Raw genomic sequence first — 19,149 nt, 5'->3', positions numbered from 1 at the left:
CAGGATGCGCCCGAGGAACGTGCCGACCTCGATCCGCCCCCTCAGGACGATCCAAAGTGGTCACGCGCCCCTAGTCAATCCGGGTGGTGCAGCCATTGTCACCATTCGGTATCAACATCGGAAACCCGTGTTTAGTTCCCCGAGGTGATGAGTCTGGTGACGATCCGGACGTCGGGGGACAGCTTGCTCAGGAGGTCGACCAGCTCCTCGCCGGCTTCCTTCAGCTCCTCCATCGACAGCGGTTCGAGCCGCTCCAGGAGGAAGAGCGCGTCGGTGGTCTCCTCGGTGATCCGGGTGCGGGCGACCTGACGCCAGTTCCAGCGGCGGCAGGTGACGCCGACGTCGTCGCGCCAGATGACCTCGCCCGGCTCGGGGGTACCCAGGGCCTCCTCGGAGGCCTCCTCGCCGGTGGCGACGACCAGCCGGGCGGCGCCCTCGTAGTGGCCGAGGTCCTCGCCGCCGATCGGCAGGCAGTGCTTGACGCTGATCGTGTTGTAGGCGTCGACCACCTGGTTGATCTCCGGCAGCGGCAGCCGGCGGGTGAGCGCGTCGACGCTGGGCCGGGTGCGGGAGGGCTTGGCGCCGAAGGTCTTGTACGCCTCGCGCCAGGACTCGATCTTCTCGGCCTGCACGGGGCGGGCCGAGGCCTCCTCCAGCCAGGCGCGGGAGCGCTCGTCGGTGGGGCCGTTGCGCAGGCCGTACGCGGTGATGGCCAGGCAGGCGAAGTCGGGCCGGAGCTGGAAGATCGCCTCGTCCACGCGGATGTCGTCAAGCATGCTTCCAGGTTAGAGCTCCGAACTATCGCAGAATACTCTTTGCAAAATTGTCTTTGCGGTTTACTCTGGGGTCATGGAGCACCAGTACCTGATCAGTGACCCCCAGGTGTTGAAGGTCGTCGCGCACCCGCTGCGGGTGCGCCTGCTCGGCCTGCTGCGCGCCGAGGGCCCGGCCACCGCCAGCCAGCTCGGCCGCAAGGTGGACGAGAGCTCCGGCTCGACCAGCTACCACCTGCGCGAGCTGGCCAAGTACGGCTTCATCGAGGAGGACCCCTCGGAAGACGGCCGCGAGCGCCGCTGGCGGGCCCGTCACCAGTTCACCTCCTGGGACCCGGCGCAGATGTCGGCCACCCCCGAAGGGCGCGAGGCTGTCGCCATCATGGAGGCCCGTCAGCTCGACGGCCTGGCCCGCGCGATGCGGGAACACCGCGACACCGACTGGCCGCCGGAGTGGCGGGCCACGCCCGGGATGTCGGACTTCTTCGCCTACCTCAATCCCGAGGGCGTCCAGCGGCTCTTCGACCGGATCGCGGAGATCAAGGAGGAACTGGAACGGGACTACGCCGAGGGCGCCGAGCAGGTCAGCGTCTACATCGCCGCCTACCCGCGCCGGATGGGCGGTGATCCGTCGTGAACCCGCGCCGCCGCTACGGCCTGGTGAGCTTCCTGCTCTGGTTCCCGGTGGCGCTCTCCATCCCGGTGAGCGTGCTGCTGATGACCTCGCGCGGGCTGAGCCTGGCGCAGGTCGGCCTGGTCATGACCGTCTTCTCGGTCGTCACGCTGAGCCTGGAGCTGCCCACCGGCGGCCTGTCCGACGTGATCGGCCGCCGCCGGGTGCTGGCCGCCTCGGCCGCCTTCGCCGTCGCGGCCTTCCTGCTGACGGCCGTCGCGCAGGACATCTGGGCGTTCACCGCCGCGATCGTGCTCAAGGCCGTCGCCCGCGCGCTGTCCAGCGGCCCGGCCGAGGCGTGGTACGTCGACACCCTGCACGCCGTCGAGGGGCCGGAGGCCGACCTGCGGCCCGGGCTGGCGCTGGGCAACTCGATGGGCTCGCTGGCCCTGTGCCTGGGCGTCGGGCTGGGCGGCCTGGTGCCGCTGCTGGCGCCGGGCGAGGACTCCGCGGTGCTGGCCGTACCGGTGCTGCTCGCCGCGGGGGCCGCGCTCGTCCTGCTGGTCACCGTGCTGTTCGCGCTGCCCGAGCCGCCGCACCCGCGCCGGTCGGCGGCCGCGGTGCTGCGCGAGGTGCCCGCCACGGTGGTCTCCGGCGTACGGCTGGCCGCCCGCGGCCCGGTGCTGCGGCGGCTGGTGGCCTACTCGGTGGTGAACGGCGTCGCCCTCACCTCGGTCGAGCTGCTCACCCCCGGCCGGCTGGCCGAGCTGGCCGGGGCGGCGGGACTGGGCAGCACCTTCTACGCGGTCGTGGCCGCGCTGGGCTTCGCCGGGAGCGCCGCCGGGGCGGCCCTCGCGCCCTGGGCGGGCCGGCTGCTCGGCGGGAGCGGCGCGGGGGTGCGCGGCGTGCTGACCGGCGCGCTGATCGCCTGCTGCGCGCTGTCGGCGCTCGCCCTGACCGCGCACCTGGACGGGACCGCCGGACTGGTGAGCGCGTCGGGCGCTTACGTCGTGCTCTTCGTCGGGCTCAGCCTGGCCGGGTTGTTCGTGCAGGAGATGACGCACCACGCGGTCACCGCCGAGCAGCGCAGCACGGTGACCTCGGTCAACTCGCTGTCGCTGCAGGCCGGGGGCGCGCTGGTGAACATCCCGCTGGGCGCGCTGGCCGCGGCGCAGGGGGTGGCCGCGTCCTGGGCGGTCGCCGCGGGCCTGCTGCTGGTCTCGCTGCTGCTCTTCGTCCGGATGCCGGCGGCACGTGCGGCAGAACATGATTCTGTAACAATGGGTGGATGACGAAGTTCGTGGTGACCCCGGCCAGCGAGACCCAGCGAGCCGCGTGGCTGGGCGGCGAACTGCCCGCGGTGGAGAAGGTCCGCCCCGGCCTGTGGTCCATCCCGGTGCCGATCCCGATCAACCCGCTGCGGTACGTCCTGGTCTACGCCCTGGAGCTGCCGGACGGCGTGGCGATCATCGACGCCGGCTGGAACACCGACGAGGCGTTCGGCGCGCTGTGCGCCGGGCTCGCCATCGCCGGCTACGAGATCACCGACGTCAAGGGCGTGCTGGTCACGCACATCCACCCCGACCACTACGGGCTCGCCGGGCGCATCCGGGAGGTGTCGGGCGCCTGGATCGCCCTCCACCCGGCCGACGCCGGGCTGCTGCGGGAGCGGTACGACGACGAGTTCATCGAGTCGCTGGTGGCGCGGGAACGCGCCCTGCTGGTCCGGTCCGGCGTGCCGGGGGAGACGCTCGACGAGCTGGCCGGGGCGTCGATGATGATCAGGCACATGGTCTCCACGGCGTTGCCCGACCGGCTGATCGAGGACGGCGAGCAGGTCGGCCTGGCCGGCTGGGACCTGCGCGCGATCTGGACGCCGGGGCACTCGCCCGGCCACCTCTGCTTCGTCTCGCCGGGGCGGCGGCTGCTGTTCTCCGGCGACCACGTGCTGGCGAAGATCACGCCGATCGTCGCCGTGCACCCGCAGTCGGGGCCCAACCCGCTGGCCGACTACCTCGACTCGCTGGCCGCGGTGCGCCGCTTCGAGGTGGACGAGGTGCTGCCCGCGCACGAGTACCGGTTCCTGGAGCTGGCCGAGCGGGTGGACTACGTGATGGCCCACCACGAGGAGCGGCTGGCGGAGATCGAGAAGGTCGTCGCCGACACCGGCGGGGCCGACTGCTGGACGATCGCCACCCGGCTCACCTGGTCGCGGCCGTGGGAGACGATCCCGGCGTTCATGCGGCGCGCGGCCAACAACGAGACGCTGGCGCACCTGGCGTGGCTGGAGGCTCGGGGCCGGGTCCGGCATCAGGCCGGTGACGTGGACATCTGGTATTCCATGGAAAGCTAGTAGGAAATGTTGACTTAACGGTCCCCGTTTCGTAGCGTCGTGGGCATGAGCGAGGTTCACCCCCGGCGCGGGCCGCACGCCGCGCGGGCATACGGGCTGGAGGCCGCATGAGTCTCGTCACCGTCGTCGGCAACCCGCGGGCCGGTTCCCGCACCCGCGAGGTCGCGCACCGCGCCGCCGACGCGCTCGCCGCGCGCCTCGGCTACGCCGGGCCGCGCGACACCGTCGACCTGTCCGCGCTGGCGGGGGTGGTGCTCTCGCCCGGCGCGCACCCGGCCCTGGAGATCGCCCTCGAACTGGTCGCCGAGGCCGAGATCGCGATCTACGCCAGCCCCACCTACAAGGCCAGCTACACCGGACTGCTCAAGGCCTTCCTCGACCGGCTGCCGGGCGACGCGCTGGCCGGGCAGAGCGCGCTGCCGCTGCTGGTCATGGCCGACCCCAAGCACTCCCTGGCCGTCGAGACCCACTTCCGTCCCCTGCTGGTCGAGCTCGGCGCGCACGTGCCCACCCCCGGGCTCGCCGTGGCCGAGTCGCGGCTGGCCGACCCCGCCCTGCTCGACGACTGGGCCGCCCGCGTCGCCCCGCAGATCCAGGCGGGAGCGGTGCTGCGATGACCGTCACCGTCGACCGCGACACCTTCCGCAGCGCCCTGGCCCAGCACGCCAGCGGCGTGGTGATCGTCACGGCGCTCTCCGAGAACGTGCCGGTCGGGCTCACGGCCACGTCCTTCTCCTCCGCGAGCCTCGCCCCGCCGCTCGTGCAGTTCTCCATCGACCGCGACTCCACGACCTGGCCGTGGCTCCGGCTGGCCGACCACTTCGCGGTCAACGTGCTGGCGGGTGACCAGGCGGGGCTGGCCACCCGGTTCGCCCGGCGCGGCATCGACCGCTTCGGCGGGCCCACCCGGTGGCGGCCCGGCCGGTTCGGGGCGCCGCTGCTGGCCGGGGCCGCCGCCCACCTCGTCTGCCGGCCGCACGCCAACCACGACATCGGCGACCACGTGCTGGTGGTCGGGGAGGTCATCGAGGCCGAGATCCACCCGGCCCGGCCGCTGCTCTACCACCGCGGGCGCTTCGGCCACTTCCGGGAGAACCCGCTTTAGGTACGGCAAGCCGTACAGAAAGGGGTCAGGCCAGGCGGACGGTGCCCCGGCCGGTGGGCAGGGGCAGGTCGAGCAGCGTGTGGATGCCCGGCGGGGCCGCGACGACCGCGGGCACCGAGTTGACGGCGTGCGCCGCCGCCGCGGCCAGGCCGTGGGAGACCTCCTCCACCTTGAGGGTCATCTGCGGCACCCCCTCGATGTGGATGGTGAAGCCGGGCTCGGCCCAGCGCTCGACCTTGGTGGAGTCGGCCTTGTAGACGCACTCGATGGTCATGAAGGGCCGCCCGCGGACCAGCCCGGAGAAGATCCACCGGGAGGCGCACACCGTGCCCTCGCGGACGAGCCCGGCGGCGATCTCGAACTCCTCGGTGGCGAGTTCGAACTCGTCGGTCTCCTCGACCTCGTCGAGGGTGACACCGAGCGCGTCGGCGACGAGCTCGACGCTCTCGGCGAAGAGAGCGCGCTGGAAGGCGCGGTAGGGGCGCACCGCGGCGGTGTAGTCCTTGGCCGAGCGGGTGAAGCCGATCAGGTCGACGACGATCTGCCGCGAGGGGTGGCCGCGGAAGTCGGAGGACTCGCGCACGTAGAGGTGGTCGATGCGGCTGGACAGGCCGGTGAGGGCGAGCGGCAGGTAGTCGCTCATGAAGCCCGGGTTGATGCCGGTGCCGTGCAGCGAGCTGCCGCCCCGGGCGCAGGCGGCCTCGATACGTTCCACGACGGCCGCGCCGTACGACTTGGGGTAGACGAAGCCGGTGGTGGTGATGACGTTCTTGCCGCTGGCCAGCAGCGCGCAGATGGTCTCGAGGTCGTTGTGCAGGTGGCCGCCGAAGTAGGAGGCGGGCAGCGGCATGTGCAGGACGCAGTCGGCGTCGAGGGCGAGGATCTGTTCGAGGTCGTCGGTGCAGGCGACCCCGGCGCGCGGCATCCCGAGCATCTCGCCGGCGTCGGCGCCGATCTTGTCGGGGTCGTAGACGAGGACGCCGGCCAGTTCGAGATCGGACCGGGCCAGGATGTCACGCAGGGCATATCGGCCCACGGCGCCAGTTGCCCACTGGACCACGCGGAAGGGCATAAGTCCTCCAGCCCCGACGGGGGTAAAGGGGCGCGCCCGCCCCTTTGCGGGGGTCCAGAACTCTAGCAGAGAAAGAGGTGCCCGATCACTATCCGCAACGATCAGGGCCCGTACTAGAATGATGTTCTCTTTCGGCACGGGCTTCGGAGGGTTGCATGTTGCGGTTCGAGGACAAGGTCGCGATCGTCACCGGCGGTGGGCACGGCCTGGGCAGGGCGCACGCGCTGCTGCTGGCCGAGCGGGGCGCGAAGGTGGTCGTCAACGACCTCGGCGGCGCGCTGGACGGCACGGGAGCCTCGGCCGGCCCGGCCGCCGAGGTGGTCGAGCTGATCAGGAAGAACGGCGGCGAGGCGATCGCCAACCCCGACAACGTGGCCTCGCCGCAGGGCGCCGAGGCCATCGTCCAGGCCGCGATCGACGCCTTCGGCCGGGTCGACATCGTCATCAACAACGCGGGCATCCTGCGCGACAAGTCGTTCGGCAAGATGACGGTCGAGGAGTTCGACTCGGTGCTCGCCGTGCACGTACGCGGCTCCTACCTGGTCAGCCGGGCCGCCTACCCCTACCTCAAGGAGCAGGGCTACGGCCGGATCGTCAACACCTCCAGCCCGGCCGGCCTGTTCGGCAACTTCGGCCAGGCCAACTACTCCACCGCCAAGATGGGCCTGGTCGGCCTCACCAAGACCCTGGCCATCGAGGGCGCGCGCAACGGGATCAAGGCCAACGCCATCGCGCCGATCGCCTGGACCCGGATGACCGAGTCGCTGCTGCCGGCCGAGTTCGAGAGCAGGTTCACCCCCGAGCGGGTCTCCGCGCTGGTCGCCTACCTCGCGCACGAGGACTGCGCGGCCTCGGGCGAGGTCTTCTCGGTGGGCGGCGGCCGGATCGCCCGGGTCTTCGTGGCCGAGGGACCGGGCGCGCGGGCCGAGTCGCCCGAGGACATCGCCGCAGGCTGGGAGGCGATCATGGCCGAGCAGCCCTACGTGCTCACCGCCGCCGACTCGATGAAGGCGATGCTCTGATCGTGACCGGCTTACTCCAACGATCGACATAAGTCTGGCGGATATCCGCGAAAGATCCCTTGATTAGGCTGTAAATGTGCCGTTATGGTCGCGGCATGAGCCTCACCTCAGGGGAGGAACGTCCGCTGCCCGGCTCGGCCGGCGACGTTCTGACACTGATCAGCGCGGGTTCCGCCACCACGCGATCGGATCTGGCCAGGATCACCGGACTGGCCAGATCCACCATCGCCCAGCGGGTGGACGCGCTGATCGAATGCGGACTGGTGGAGGAGACGCAGGGCGGCGAGTCCACCGGCGGCCGCCCCCCGCGCCAGCTCCGCCTGCACACCGAGGAGAACGCGGTGGCGGGCGTCGACCTGGGCGCCACCCACTGCCGCATCACCGTCATGGACCTGACCGGCGAGGTCGTCGCCGGTCACCAGGAGCCGCTGAGCATCGCCGAGGGCCCCGAGGTGATCCTGCCCCACGTCGAGCGGCGCGTCAGCGAGCTGCTGGCGAGCGTGGGACGCTCGCGCGAGTCGCTCAAGGCCATGGGCATCGGCGTGCCGGGCCCGGTGGAGTTCGCCACCGGCCGGCCCAACAACCCGCCGATCATGCCCGGCTGGAACGACTACCCCATCCCGGAGTTCTTCGCCGGCACCGCCGTACTGGTCGACAACGACGTCAACGTGATGGCGCTCGGCGAGCACCGCAACGCCTTCCCGCACTTGGACTACCTCCTGTTCGTCAAGGTCGGCACCGGCATCGGCTGCGGCATCGTGGCCGAGGGCCGGCTGCACCGCGGCGCGCAGGGCTCGGCCGGCGACATCGGGCACATCCGGGTGAGCGGCCACGAGGACGCCGGCTGCCGCTGCGGCAACAGCGCCTGCCTGGAAGCCGTCGCCGGCGGCGCGGCCATCGCGCGCCGGCTGAGCGAGCTGGGGCTGGACGCCGAATCGGGCGCCGACGTGGTGGCGCTCGTGCAGAGCGGCAACACCCAGGCGCTGCGCCTGGTCCGCGAGGGCGGCCGGCTGATCGGCGAGGTCCTGGCCGGGCTGGTCAACTTCTTCAACCCCGAGGCCATCGTCATCGGCGGCGTGCTGGCGAGGGTCCACGACCACCTGCTCGCCGGCATCAGGGAGACCGTCTACCGGCGGTCGCTGCCGCTGGCCACGCACCACCTGACCATCGTGCCGAGCCGTACCGGGGAGGACGCGGCGGCGCTGGGCGCCGGCATCCTCGCGATCGAGCACTACCTGTCACCGGGAAACGTCAACCGCCTCGTCAACGCCTAGGACAGAGCATGGCTGAGCTGTTACGCATGCGGGGGATCGTCAAGGAGTTCCCGGGGGTCAGGGCACTGGACGGGGTGGACCTCGAGGTCCGCGCCGGCGAGGTGCACTGCCTGCTCGGGCAGAACGGAGCGGGCAAGTCCACGCTGATCAAGATCCTGGCCGGCGTGCACCGCCCCGACCAGGGCGAGATCGTCTTCCAGGGCGAGCCGATCAGCCCCGCCAACCCGCACCAGGCGCTCCGGCTGGGATTCGCCACCATCTATCAGGAACTGGACCTGGTCGACGGGCTCAGCGTGGCCGAGAACATCTTCCTCGGCCACGAGCACGCCCGCTTCGGCTTCACCCGGCGCGGCCACGCCGCAAGGGCGGCCACGGAGGTGCTGAGCAAGCTGGGCCACCCCGAGATCCGCCCCACCACCGAGGTGGGCCGGCTGCCGGCCGCCGCCAAGCAGGTGGTCAGCATGGCCCGCGCGCTCTCGCACGACGCCCGGCTGATCGTCATGGACGAGCCCTCGGCGGCCCTGGCCCACGACGAGGTGGCCAACCTCTTCCGGATCATCGGGGAGCTGACCGAGCAGGGCGTGGCCGTGGTCTACATCTCCCACCGGCTGGAGGAGATCCGCGAGATCGGCGACCGCGTCACGGTGCTCAAGGACGGCCGGGCCGTCGCCGTCGGCCTGGCCGCCGACACCCCGACCGGCGAGCTGGTCTCGCTGATGACCGGGCGCACCATGGAGTACGTCTTCCCACCGCGCGGCGCCGGGCCGCCGGGCGAGGAGGTCCTGCGGGTCGAGGACCTGACCGGCCCCGGCGTGTCGTTCTCGGTGCGGGCGGGCGAGATCGTCGGCCTGGCCGGGCTGGTCGGGTCCGGCCGCTCGGAGATCCTCCAGGCGGTGTACGGCGCGCGCCGCCCGCACGGCCGCGTGCACTTCGAGGGCCGCCCCTTACGGCGGAGCGGCCCGCAGCACGCCGTGCGCCTGGGCATGGGCCTGGCCCCCGAAGAGCGCAAGAGCCAGGCACTGCTCCTCGACCAGAGCGTCACCGCCAACATCACCCTCGGCAGCCTGCCGGAGTTCGCCAGGTTCGGCTGGCTGGACCGCGCCCGCGAGCGCGCCGAGGCCGACCGGCTGACCGACGCCCTCGGCATCCGCCCGGCCGACCCCGAACGCCCGATCAAGACGTTGTCCGGCGGCAACCAGCAGAAGGCGGTCCTGGCCCGCTGGCTGCTCGGCTCGCGCAAGCTGCTGCTGCTCGACGAGCCGACGCGCGGCGTGGACGTCGGCGCGCGGGCCGAGCTGTACGCGGTGATCAGGCAACTGGCCGACCAGGGCATCGGCGTGCTCCTGGTCTCCAGCGAGGTGCCCGAGGTGCTCGGCCTGGCCGACCGGGTGCTGGTGATCCGGGAGGGCGAGCTGATCCACGAGGGCGCCGCGACCGACCTGGACGAGCACGCCGTCCTCGATATGATCATGGAAGGGAGTGCGCGGGCATGAACGCCAGGCGCGTCTTCGCCGACCTGGGGCAAGCCAGGCATCTCGGGCTGGTCGTCGCGATCGTCCTGCTGGCCGTCGTCGGCCTCGTCACCGTCCCGGACAGCTTCGCCACCACCTCCAACCTGGTCAGCATCCTGTCGCTGGCGGCCACCATCGGCGTCATCACGGTCGGCGCGACCTTCGTGATCATCGGCGGCGGCATCGACCTGTCGGTCGGCGCGATCATGGCCCTGGCCTCGGTCTGGGCCACCACGCTGGCGACCCAGACCTTCGGGCAGGACGTCCTCGAGCTGGAGGGCTCCGGGCCGGTCGTCATGGTCATCTGCGCCGTCCTGGTGGGCACCGGCGCGGGACTGGTCAACGGGCTGCTGATCTCCTACGGCCGGCTCGTGCCCTTCATCGCCACCCTGGCGATGCTGGTCGCCGCCCGCGGCCTGGCCCAGCGCATGTCCGACCGCAAGACCCAGCTCGTCCACCCCGACAACTCCGCCCTGGTCGAGCTGTCCACCACCCGGCTGCTGGGCATCCCGCTGCTGGTCTACATCTTCGCGCTGGTCGTGGCGGTCGGCTGGGTCGTGCTCAACCGCACCACCTTCGGCCGCCGCACCTACGCCGTCGGCGGCAACCCGGAGGCCGCCCGGCTGGCGGGCATCAACGTCAGGCGGCACACGATGCTGCTCTACGCGCTGTCGGGACTGTGCTGCGGCATCGCCGCGGTACTGATCATGGCGCGGACCACCACGGGCTCCTCCACCCACGGAGACCTCTACGAGCTGGACGCGATCGCCGCGGTCATCATTGGCGGCACGCTGCTGACCGGGGGACGGGGAACCATCATCGGCTCGATCCTCGGGCTGCTGATCTTCACTTTGATCACCAACCTCTTCATCCTCAACGGGCTCAACACCAGCGATCAGCTGATCGCCAAGGGTCTGATCATCGTCATCGCCGTCCTTCTCCAGCGGCGGAACCTCAAGGAGCGGTCACCATGAAAGAGAACGTCGCGCGCAGGGGCTTCCTGGTCGGCGGAGCCGTACTCGGCGCCGGAGCCTTAGTCTCGGCCTGCACCAGCAACGAGCCCGCCGCCCAGCCGCAACCGGCACAGAACACCACCGCGCCGGCCGCCGCCGCCACCGGCAACGACCAGCCGGGCCAGAAGGTCGTCATCGGCTTCTCCGCCCCCGCGGCCGACCACGGCTGGATCGCGGCCATCGCCAAGAACGCCGAGGCGACCGCGAAGCAGTACCCCGACATCGAGTTCAAGCCGGTCGAGCCGACCAACGACATCAACGCGCAGATCTCGGCCGTCGAGTCGCTCATCCAGGCGAAGGTCGCCGCGCTGGTCCTGCTGCCCAACGACGGCCAGCAGCTCAACCAGGTGGCGCTGCAGGCCACCGCCGCCGGCATCCCGGTGATCAACCTGGACCGGATCTTCCCCGACAAGCTCGCCTACCGCACCTGGATCGGCGGCGACAACTACGGCATGGGCGTGGCCGCCGGGCACTACGTCGGCAAGAAGCTCAAGGACAAGGGCGTCACCAACCCGGTGATCGTCGAGATCCAGGGCATCGCGACGCTGCCGCTGACCCAGGACCGCAGCAAGGGCTTCGAGGACGCGCTCAAGACCTACGGCTTCAGCGTCACCGCCAAGCAGGACGCCAAGTTCACCGTCGAGACGGGCAACCAGGTCGCCACCAGCCTGCTCCAGGCGCACAAGAAGATCGACGCGCTCTGGAACCACGACGACGACCAGGGCGTCGGCGTGCTGGCCGCGATCAAGGAGTCGGGGCGCAAGGAGTTCTTCATGGTCGGCGGCGCCGGTTCGGCCAACGCCATGCGGGAGATCCAGAGCGGCGGCTCGGTGCTGGAGGCGACCGTCACCTACAGTCCCACCATGGCCTCCTCCGCGATCAAGCTCGCGCGGCTGATCGCGCAGGGCAAGGGGATGAGCGACCTGGTGGAAAACCAGGTTCCGCAGTCAATCACCCTCGCATCCGAGACCATTACCAAGGACAACGTCGAGAAGTACCTGCCTCTGGGGTTCGAATCTTGATGACTGACAGGACGCTGGGCGTGGGGATGGTGGGTTACGCGTTCATGGGGCGCGTGCACTCCCAGGCCTGGCGCAACGTGACCGCCTTCTTCGACCTGCCCGTGGCCCCCGCGATGCGGGTGGTCTGCGGGCGGTCGGAGGAGGCGGCCCGGGCCGCGGCCGACCGCCTGGGCTGGGCCGAGCACGCCACCGACTGGCGCTCGCTGATCGAGCGCGACGACATCGACATCATCGACATCTGCACGCCCGGCGACTCCCACGCCGAGATCGCCGTCGCGGCCCTGGCCGCCGGCAAGCACGTGCTGTGCGAGAAGCCGCTGGCCAACACGGTGGCCGAGGCCGAGGCCATGGTCGAGGCGGCGGCGAAGTCGACCGGCCGGTCGATGGTCGCCTTCAACTACCGGCGCGTCCCGGCCGTCGCCCTCGCCCGGCAGATCATCGCCGACGGGCGGCTGGGCGAGATCCGGCACGTGCGCGCGCAGTACCTCCAGGACTGGATCGTCGACCCCGACTTCCCGCTCGTCTGGCGGTTGCAGAAGGACCTGGCCGGGTCCGGGGCGCTCGGCGACATCGGCGCCCACATCATCGACACCGCTCAGTTCCTGGTCGGCCAGGACATCGTGGGCGTCACCGGCCTCACCGAGACCTTCGTCCGCGAACGCCCGCTGCCCGACGGCTCCGGCACCGGCCCGGTCACCGTGGACGACGCCGCCGCCTGGGTCGCCCGGCTGTCGGGCGGGGCGCTGGGCACCTTCGAGGCCACCCGCTTCGCCACCGGGCGCAAGAACGCCCTGCGCATCGAGGTCAACGGCTCGCTCGGCTCGCTCGCCTTCGACTTCGAGGCGATGAACGAGCTGTGGGTGAACGAGGGCCAGGGCTTCGCCCGGGTCCTGGTCACCGAGCCCGAGCACCCGTACGTGGGCGCGTGGTGGCCGCCCGGCCACGGCCTCGGCTACGAGCACACCTTCACCCACGAGATCAAGGACTTCCTCGAAGCGATCGCCGCCGGCGCCGACCCCACCCCGTCCTTCGCCGACGGGCTGCGCGTCCAGCGGGTGCTGGAGGCGGTCGAGCAGAGCGACGGCGCCTACCGGGAGATTTCATGAGACCAGTCACGCTCTTCACCGGACAGTGGGCCGACCTGCCCTTCGACGAGGTGTGCCGGCTGGCCGCCGAGTGGGGCTACGACGGCCTGGAGATCGCCTGCTGGGGCGACCACTTCGACGTACGGCAGGCCGCCGCCGACCCCGGCTACGTCCGCGCCAAGCGGGCCCAGCTCGACAAGTACGGGCTCAAGGTCTGGGCCATCTCCAACCACCTCGTCGGCCAGGCCGTCTGCGACCACCCCATCGACGCCCGCCACCAGGGCATCCTGCCCGCGCACCTGTGGGGTGACGGAGACCCCGAGTCGGTACGGCAGGCCGCCGCCGAGGAGATGAAGACCACCGCCCGCGCCGCCGCCGCCCTGGGCGTGGACACGGTCGTCGGCTTCACCGGCTCCTCCATCTGGCACACCGTCGCGATGTTCCCGCCGGTCCCGGCCTCGATGGTCGAGGCGGGCTACCAGGACTTCGCCGACCGCTGGAACCCCATCCTCGACGTCTTCGACGAGGTCGGCGTCCGCTTCGCGCACGAGGTGCACCCCTCGGAGATCGCCTACGACTACGTCACCACGAAGCTCACCCTGGAGGCCATCGGCCACCGCCCGGCCTTCGGCCTCAACTGGGACCCCTCCCACATGGTCTGGCAGGACCTCGACCCGGTCGGCTTCATCCTCGACTTCGCCGACCGGATCTACCACGTCGACTGCAAGGACACCCGGGTGCGCGTCGGCGACGGCCGCCGGGGCCGGCTGTCGTCCCACCTGCCCTGGGCCGACCTGCGGCGGGGTTGGGACTTCGTCTCGACCGGGCGTGGCGACGTGCCCTGGGAGGACTGCTTCCGCGCGCTCAACCAGATCGGCTACACCGGGCCCATCTCGATCGAGTGGGAGGACGCCGGGATGGACCGGCTCGACGGGGCGCCCGAGGCGCTGGCCTACATCCGCAAGCTCAACGCCATCACCCCGCCGACGGCGGCCTTCGACGCGGCCTTCTCCTCCTGACCCGCACCCTCAGGGGGTGACGGGCCAGTCGCGCTGGAAGACCCGGGCCGCCTCTTCCGGGAGGTCGAGCACTATGGAGTGGTAGCTCTCGATCCGGGACACGACCGCCTCGCGGGGACCCTCCCGCCAGGCGGCGCTGCCGTAGAACGCCTCCTCCTGCTCGCGGTGCTCGTCCAGCGAGCCGGGCTGCAGGTGGTAGGTGCGGAAGTCGACAATCACAGCCGTCCTCCCGGTGATCGGGTCGCGCGACCGGCCCTACCGGCCGGCTCGCCGTAGGGTCTGGGCATGCGGATGTATCTGTCCTCGTTCCGGATGGGCGAGCACCCGGAGGCGTTGCTGGACCTGCTGGACGGGCGCGCCTCGGGCGAGGTGGCCGTGATCGCCAACGCCATGGACGCCCAGCCTCCGGCGGAGCGGGTGGCGGGGGTCGAGCGGGAGGTCACGGCGCTGGCGGCGCTGGGGTTGCGGGCGGTCGAGCTCGATCTGCGCGACTTCTTCGACCGGCCGGGTAGGGCGGTGGCCGCCGAGCTCGCGCGCTTTCCGGTGGTGTGGGTGCGGGGCGGGAACGTGTTCATGTTGCGGTACGCCCTGGCGCGCAGTGGGGCCGACGCCGCGCTGACCGCGCTGATCCGGGCCGACGCGCTGGTCTATGCCGGGTACAGCGCCGGCCCGTGCGTGCTGGCGCCCAGCCTGCGCGGGCTGGAGGCGTGTGACGACGCGGAGGTCGTGCCCGCGGCGTACGGCGAGCCGGTGGTCTGGGCGGGGCTGGGGATTCTCGACTTCGCTTTCGTCCCGCACGTGGACTCCCCGGGACATCCGGAGTCGGCCGCGCTGAACGCCGTCGCGGCGGCCTACCGGCGCGACGGCGTGCCCCACCGCACGCTCCGGGACGGCCAGGCCCTGGTCGTCAGGGGCACTGAGATGTCACTGATCTGAGTACGGCTTGCCGTACGTGCTGTGGACGCGGACGGCGAGCGCGGCGGGCAGCAGCGCCGCCCCCTCAAGGATGACCGCGGCGGTGGACGCGAAGACCTCGGCGTGCCTGAGCGCGATCCTGGCCGCCCGGCCCTGCACCTCGTAGGAGGCGTGGCCGAAGGCGGCGGCCAGCGCGGGAGCCAGGTCGACGCCGTGCGGCAGCCCCCGTTCGAGCCGGCGCAGACCCTCCAGCGCCAGCCGCGCCTCGGGCCGGAAGATCAGGGCGGCGGTGGCCTCCACGGCCTGGTCCGGCTCCAGCGGGCCGGCCTGCGCGAGCTGGTTGAGGGCAAGGGCGGCGACCGCGGGCGGACCGCCGGGCAGCAGGCCCACGTAGGCGCGCCGGCGCTCGGCCGCCTCCTCCGGGGTGGGGGCGAGCGCCTGGTGCAGCCGGATGAAGAAGCGCAGGTCGATCTCCGCGCCGCCGCGCAGGAAGCGGCCGAGGCAGCCGTCCAGGAGGGCGGCACGGGAGACCCGGCCGTTGGCCGACGCCTGGGGGAGCAGGGCCAGCAACGGGCCGGCCACGCGATCGGAACGTAAGGCCCGCCCGGCCCCTTCGGCCTCGAAGATCCGCGGCAGCAGGGGCGCGAACAGGGGGTCGTCGAGAGAGGGCCGGGTGCGGAGCCAGGCGGCCACCAGGGGGTCGTGCTCGGGCGGCGGTGCGCCGCAGGCCCGCAGCAGGGCCAGCGCCAGCGGGGCCGCGTTGCGGTCGTCGGCGCGGCCGATCTTCCGGGTCAGGCGGGTGGCGAGGTCGGCCTGCCAGGCGGCGGGCCGGGCGGTCAGGACGCGGATCACCGGGGCCATCTCCTCGCTCCAGTGCGCGACGAACTCCCGCCGCGTCAGCCAGGCGGCCACCGCGGCCGGGCCCGGCAGCGCGCCCGCACCCGCGACACGCAGGGCCGCGCCGTGACCGCCGATGCCGTCCCCGCCTTCGTTGTCCTCGTCTCCCCAGGCGTCCGGGTCGGCCTCGTTCAGCTCGTCGCGCAGGGCGGGCAGGTGGCGGGCGACCTCGGTGCGGTCTTCGGGGGACAGGGCGAGCACCAGGCCGGCCACGCCGTGGGGGTCGCGGGCGATGATCCGGTGGCGGATCGGGATCCAGGCCGTCATGCGCGGCACCTTACGGGTCGGTGCCGACAACTTTCACTGGAATGAAGCGTTCCGTTCTGCTATAATGGAATCAATCGTTCCGTTCCGCAAGGATCTGTAGGAGACATCATGACCTTCCTCGTCACCGGCGCCACCGGGACCGTCGGCCGCCTCGTCGTCGCCGAGCTGCTCGAAGCCGGTCACCAGGTGCGGGCGCTGACCCGGAACCCGGCCAAGGCCGAGCTGCCCGCGTGCGTCGAGGTCGTCGGCGGGGACCTGGGCGAGCCGGACACGCTGGCCGGGGTGTTCGACGGCGTCACCGGCGCGCACCTGATCAACTTCGCGGGCGACGACTACGCGCCCCTGCCGTACGGCAAGCGCATCGTGGAGCTGCTCGCCGAGGCGGGCGTGCGGCGGGTCACCGTCCTGGGCGGACGCGAGGACGGCGAGATGGAGGCGGCGCTCGCCGAGACCGAGATCGAGTGGACGCTGCTGCACCCGGTGGAGTTCATGTCCAACACGCTCCAGTGGTGGGCCGACAGCGTGCGCCACCAGGGCGTCATCCGGGAGCCGTTCGGCAGCCGGCTCAGCGCGATGGTGCACGAGCGCGACATCGCGGCGGTGGCGGCCAAGGTGCTGGCCGACGGCGGGCACGGCGGGCGCACCTACACGCTGACCGGTCCCGAGGCGTTGCGCACCACCGAGAAGGTCGAGCTGCTCGCCGCCGCGGTGGGCAAGGAGATCACCTTCGAGGAGCTGAGCGAGGAGCAGGCGCGGGAGATGTGGGCCGGGTTCGGCATGGGCGCGGAGACCATCGAGTTCCTGATCGACGCGCTCGGCAACACCCCGGAGGTCGGCTACACGGTGGTCCCGACCGTCGAGGAGGTCACCGGGCGGCCGGCTCGCTCGTTCGCGGTCTGGGCGCAGGAGAACGCCGCGTCCTTCCGCTGATCGGCCGCTGATCGGCCGCTGATCGGCACGACGGAAACTGTCGGCGGGCGCTCGTATGCTCGCCGGCATGGCTGAGGAACGCTTCAAGGACGGCAAGCTCTCCGGCGAAGGCGACTACGCCCCTGACGGCCGGCGTCAGGGGCCGTGGACGTTCTACTACCGCAACGGGCGGGTGAAGGCCAGGGGCAGCTACCAGGCCGGCCAGCTCGTCGGGGAGTGGGAGTGGTTCCGGGAGGACGGCGGGCCGCTCCAGCGCGGGGCCTTCGTCGACGGCGTCCAGGACGGGCCGTGGCGGCGCTGGCACGACACCGGGGCGGTGCTCGACGAGGGGGTCTTCGTCCTGGGGAAGAAGACCGGCGAGTGGGTCACCTACGACAAGGCCGGCAACGAAACCCAGCGCAAGACCCACCGCCTGCGAAACGCGAGCTGAGGTCGCAGGGCGGCGGGTCCTTCGGGGGACGCACGCGGTGGTGGGAGTGGTTGGCGGCGGGGTTCTCAGGGGCGCACGCGGTGGTGAGGGTGGTTGGCGGCGGGGTTCTCAGGGGCGCACGCGGTAGTGGTAGCGGTAGGCGAGGGTGAAGCCGAGGCCCTCGTAGACCGCGCGTGCCGCCTGGTTCTCCTCCTCGACCTGTAGGTAGAGCCGGTCGGCGCCCTGCTCCACCGACCACCGGGCGGCGGCGGCCAGCACGGCGGTCGCGACGCCCTGGCGGCGGGAGCCGGGGTGGGTGGCCATGCAGAACAGGCCGGTCCAGCCGTCCTCGGAGACGGCCAGGCCCAGGCCGGCGCGGTCCTTGGCGACCAGGGTGGACTTGGGCACGATCCGGTCGATGACCGCCATGGCCGAGGAGTCGCCGGTGACCGCCTCGAAGAGCTCGGCCCAGCGGGTCCGGTCGTCCACGGGGGCGGCGGCTCCGGTGTCGAGGGCGGCGATCGGCCGGGCGTCGGCGGTGAGGATCAGCACCTGCGCGCCCACGGCGTAACCGGCGGCGGCGAGCAGGTCGTCGAGGCCGCGCCGGTGCTCGCTGGGGGTGACCTGGACGATCACCGGGAGGGAGCGGCCGGCGTAGAAGCGGTCGAGGGCGGCCAGGGCGCGCTCGGGGTGGAAGGGCGCGGCGTCGCCGAGCACCTCGCTCAGCGCGGGGTCCGAGCCGAGCTGGGGCAAGGCGGAGTTGCTGCGGCGGCGGGGGACGTCGGGGGTGTGCCGGAGCAGCCAGCCGTCGGCGGTGGTCACCTGCCCGGCGGGCCAGGCGTTGGCGGCACGGCGTTCGATCTGCCACGGCCCCGAGGCCCGGCACAACCGGACCAGCTCGGGAACCAGCCGGCTCAGCAGGGCGAAGTCACCCCCGTCATCCCAGCCCTCCGACACGGTACCGGGATCCGAGATGCCCCCGCCGTCGCCCCCTGCGCCCGAAAGACCTCCGCCGTCGCGGTCGCCTCCGGAAGCCGAGATGCCCCCGCCGTCGCTCCCGGAAGCCGGGAGGTCCCCGCCGTTGCCCTGGTTGCCGGTGCCCGTGGAGCTCTGGTCGACGGAGTCGTCGCCGTCGATCCAGTCGATCTCGGTCGCCGGGTCGGACGGGGCGTACTCGGTGATGCCCAGGCCGACGATCTCGTACTGCTCGGCGATCCGGGCCACCGTCTCGGCCAGGGCGGCCGGGGTGAGGCCGCCGGGCTCGGGGTAGCCCACCGACCGGATGCCCGCCAGCACGTCGAGGTCGATGTGCACGTAGACGACCGCGTCCTCGGGCAACGTCTCCAGGCCGCCGATGCCGGTGTCCCGGATGTAGTCGAGCTCACCGGCGTCCAGCGCCCGGGCGCCGACCAGCGCCACCTGCTCGGGCCGCAACGCGGGCGTGGGCACCAGGTCGGCCGGGCCGTCGCCCAGCAGGGTGCGCAGGACCATGCCGTGAAAGGCCCCGGACGGGGAGGAGGCGGGGGTGTTCAGGTCGCCGTGGGCGTCGAACCAGACGACCGCCAGCCGCGAGCCGTACCGGCGCAGGGCCGCCGCGATGGGTTCGAGCTCGACGCCGCAGTCGCCGCCGATGGTGACGACGAAGCCGTCCTCGGGCAACGCCTGCCGTACCCGGGCGGCGGTCTCGGCCAGCGAGCCGTCGACGGGCACGTGCAGGTGGCGGGCGCCGGGGGCGATCAGTGCGGCCAGGCGGGCGGCGCCCGCGACCAGCCGGGTGGCGGTGGGGGAGCCGGAGCCCTGCCACTGGGGAATCTCGAGAACGGTCAACATGCCTGGTTCCTCCTCAATTCGCCCATCAGTCTCCCGTGC

At 72.0% G+C, this 19,149-nt stretch carries 20 protein-coding genes; 15 read left to right on the top strand and 5 right to left on the bottom strand.

Annotated elements, in window-relative coordinates:
- Nucleotides 1–131 precede the first annotated feature (131 nt).
- Nucleotides 132–776, bottom strand: a complete 645-nt coding sequence (locus AB0I67_RS22765) for a phenylalanine--tRNA ligase beta subunit-related protein (RefSeq protein ID WP_357926838.1) — start codon at nucleotides 774–776, stop codon at nucleotides 132–134.
- Between the two features lie 73 nt (nucleotides 777–849).
- On the opposite strand from AB0I67_RS22765, the gene AB0I67_RS22760 reads away from it, so the two are divergent.
- From AB0I67_RS22760 to AB0I67_RS22740, 5 genes are all read left to right on the top strand, one after another.
- Nucleotides 850–1,410, top strand: a complete 561-nt coding sequence (locus tag AB0I67_RS22760) for a winged helix-turn-helix domain-containing protein (protein WP_357926835.1) — start codon at nucleotides 850–852, stop codon at nucleotides 1,408–1,410.
- A complete protein-coding gene (locus AB0I67_RS22755; protein ID WP_357926832.1) occupies nucleotides 1,407–2,678 on the top strand; it encodes an MFS transporter in 1,272 nt (423 codons plus the stop codon). The genes AB0I67_RS22760 and AB0I67_RS22755 overlap by 4 nt, the downstream gene beginning before the upstream one ends.
- Nucleotides 2,675–3,739, top strand: a complete 1,065-nt coding sequence (locus tag AB0I67_RS22750) for an MBL fold metallo-hydrolase (protein ID WP_357926829.1) — start codon at nucleotides 2,675–2,677, stop codon at nucleotides 3,737–3,739. Before AB0I67_RS22755 ends, AB0I67_RS22750 begins: the two co-directional genes overlap by 4 nt.
- A gap of 107 nt (nucleotides 3,740–3,846) precedes the next feature.
- On the top strand, nucleotides 3,847–4,356 hold the full coding sequence (locus AB0I67_RS22745) for an NAD(P)H-dependent oxidoreductase (protein ID WP_357926828.1): 510 nt from the start codon (nucleotides 3,847–3,849) through the stop codon (nucleotides 4,354–4,356).
- The gene (locus AB0I67_RS22740) at nucleotides 4,353–4,844 is read left to right on the top strand and encodes a flavin reductase family protein (RefSeq protein ID WP_357926825.1); all 492 of its coding nucleotides are present in this window, start codon (nucleotides 4,353–4,355) and stop codon (nucleotides 4,842–4,844) included. Before AB0I67_RS22745 ends, AB0I67_RS22740 begins: the two co-directional genes overlap by 4 nt.
- A gap of 25 nt (nucleotides 4,845–4,869) precedes the next feature.
- Here AB0I67_RS22740 and AB0I67_RS22735 read toward each other — a convergent pair whose 3' ends face one another.
- Nucleotides 4,870–5,880, bottom strand: coding sequence for a dihydrodipicolinate reductase (locus tag AB0I67_RS22735; protein WP_357926822.1), 1,011 nt, complete (start codon nucleotides 5,878–5,880; stop codon nucleotides 4,870–4,872).
- A gap of 191 nt (nucleotides 5,881–6,071) precedes the next feature.
- On the opposite strand from AB0I67_RS22735, the gene AB0I67_RS22730 reads away from it, so the two are divergent.
- The 7 genes from AB0I67_RS22730 (at nucleotide 6,072) to AB0I67_RS22700 (ending at nucleotide 13,862) form a co-directional block, all read left to right on the top strand.
- Nucleotides 6,072–6,938 (top strand): SDR family oxidoreductase, encoded by an 867-nt coding sequence (locus AB0I67_RS22730; protein WP_357926819.1) that lies wholly within the window; start codon nucleotides 6,072–6,074, stop codon nucleotides 6,936–6,938.
- 95 nt (nucleotides 6,939–7,033) lie between these two features.
- Nucleotides 7,034–8,212: an ROK family transcriptional regulator gene (locus AB0I67_RS22725; RefSeq protein ID WP_357926817.1), complete on the top strand. Its 1,179-nt coding sequence runs from the start codon at nucleotides 7,034–7,036 to the stop codon at nucleotides 8,210–8,212.
- Between the two features lie 8 nt (nucleotides 8,213–8,220).
- On the top strand, nucleotides 8,221–9,705 hold the full coding sequence (locus tag AB0I67_RS22720) for a sugar ABC transporter ATP-binding protein (RefSeq protein ID WP_357926814.1): 1,485 nt from the start codon (nucleotides 8,221–8,223) through the stop codon (nucleotides 9,703–9,705).
- Nucleotides 9,702–10,697: an ABC transporter permease gene (locus AB0I67_RS22715; RefSeq protein WP_357926811.1), complete on the top strand. Its 996-nt coding sequence runs from the start codon at nucleotides 9,702–9,704 to the stop codon at nucleotides 10,695–10,697. The genes AB0I67_RS22720 and AB0I67_RS22715 overlap by 4 nt, the downstream gene beginning before the upstream one ends.
- Complete coding sequence (locus AB0I67_RS22710; protein ID WP_357926808.1) at nucleotides 10,694–11,758, top strand: ABC transporter substrate-binding protein; 1,065 nt, start codon at nucleotides 10,694–10,696, stop codon at nucleotides 11,756–11,758. Before AB0I67_RS22715 ends, AB0I67_RS22710 begins: the two co-directional genes overlap by 4 nt.
- Nucleotides 11,758–12,864: a Gfo/Idh/MocA family oxidoreductase gene (locus tag AB0I67_RS22705; protein WP_357926804.1), complete on the top strand. Its 1,107-nt coding sequence runs from the start codon at nucleotides 11,758–11,760 to the stop codon at nucleotides 12,862–12,864. Before AB0I67_RS22710 ends, AB0I67_RS22705 begins: the two co-directional genes overlap by 1 nt.
- Nucleotides 12,861–13,862, top strand: a complete 1,002-nt coding sequence (locus tag AB0I67_RS22700; RefSeq protein ID WP_357926802.1) for a sugar phosphate isomerase/epimerase family protein — start codon at nucleotides 12,861–12,863, stop codon at nucleotides 13,860–13,862. The genes AB0I67_RS22705 and AB0I67_RS22700 overlap by 4 nt, the downstream gene beginning before the upstream one ends.
- 9 nt (nucleotides 13,863–13,871) lie before the next feature.
- Here AB0I67_RS22700 and AB0I67_RS22695 read toward each other — a convergent pair whose 3' ends face one another.
- On the bottom strand, nucleotides 13,872–14,081 hold the full coding sequence (locus tag AB0I67_RS22695; RefSeq protein WP_357926800.1) for a hypothetical protein: 210 nt from the start codon (nucleotides 14,079–14,081) through the stop codon (nucleotides 13,872–13,874).
- 66 nt (nucleotides 14,082–14,147) lie between these two features.
- Between AB0I67_RS22695 and AB0I67_RS22690 the strand changes: the two genes are divergently transcribed.
- Nucleotides 14,148–14,798, top strand: coding sequence for a Type 1 glutamine amidotransferase-like domain-containing protein (locus tag AB0I67_RS22690; RefSeq protein WP_357926798.1), 651 nt, complete (start codon nucleotides 14,148–14,150; stop codon nucleotides 14,796–14,798).
- Here AB0I67_RS22690 and AB0I67_RS22685 read toward each other — a convergent pair.
- On the bottom strand, nucleotides 14,787–15,941 hold the full coding sequence (locus AB0I67_RS22685; RefSeq protein WP_357926795.1) for a hypothetical protein: 1,155 nt from the start codon (nucleotides 15,939–15,941) through the stop codon (nucleotides 14,787–14,789). The genes AB0I67_RS22690 and AB0I67_RS22685 overlap by 12 nt on opposite strands.
- 108 nt (nucleotides 15,942–16,049) lie before the next feature.
- Here AB0I67_RS22685 and AB0I67_RS22680 point away from each other — a divergent pair, with 108 nt between their 5' ends.
- A complete protein-coding gene (locus AB0I67_RS22680) occupies nucleotides 16,050–16,871 on the top strand; it encodes an NAD(P)H-binding protein (protein ID WP_357926793.1) in 822 nt (273 codons plus the stop codon).
- 67 nt (nucleotides 16,872–16,938) lie between these two features.
- Nucleotides 16,939–17,301 carry a hypothetical protein gene (locus AB0I67_RS22675; protein WP_357926791.1) on the top strand — a complete coding sequence of 121 codons (363 nt, stop codon included), beginning with the start codon at nucleotides 16,939–16,941 and terminating at the stop codon, nucleotides 17,299–17,301.
- 108 nt (nucleotides 17,302–17,409) lie between these two features.
- Here AB0I67_RS22675 and AB0I67_RS22670 read toward each other — a convergent pair whose 3' ends face one another.
- Entirely contained in the window at nucleotides 17,410–19,110 is a 1,701-nt protein-coding gene (locus AB0I67_RS22670; protein WP_357926787.1) for a GNAT family N-acetyltransferase, read from the bottom strand.
- Between the last annotated feature and the right edge of the window lie 39 nt (nucleotides 19,111–19,149).

Source organism: Nonomuraea sp. NPDC050310 (assembly GCF_040655795.1).
GTDB lineage: Bacteria > Actinomycetota > Actinomycetes > Streptosporangiales > Streptosporangiaceae > Nonomuraea.
The sequence above is the reverse complement of the archived record's forward strand: the minus strand, read 5'-3'. Positions and strand labels throughout refer to the sequence as shown.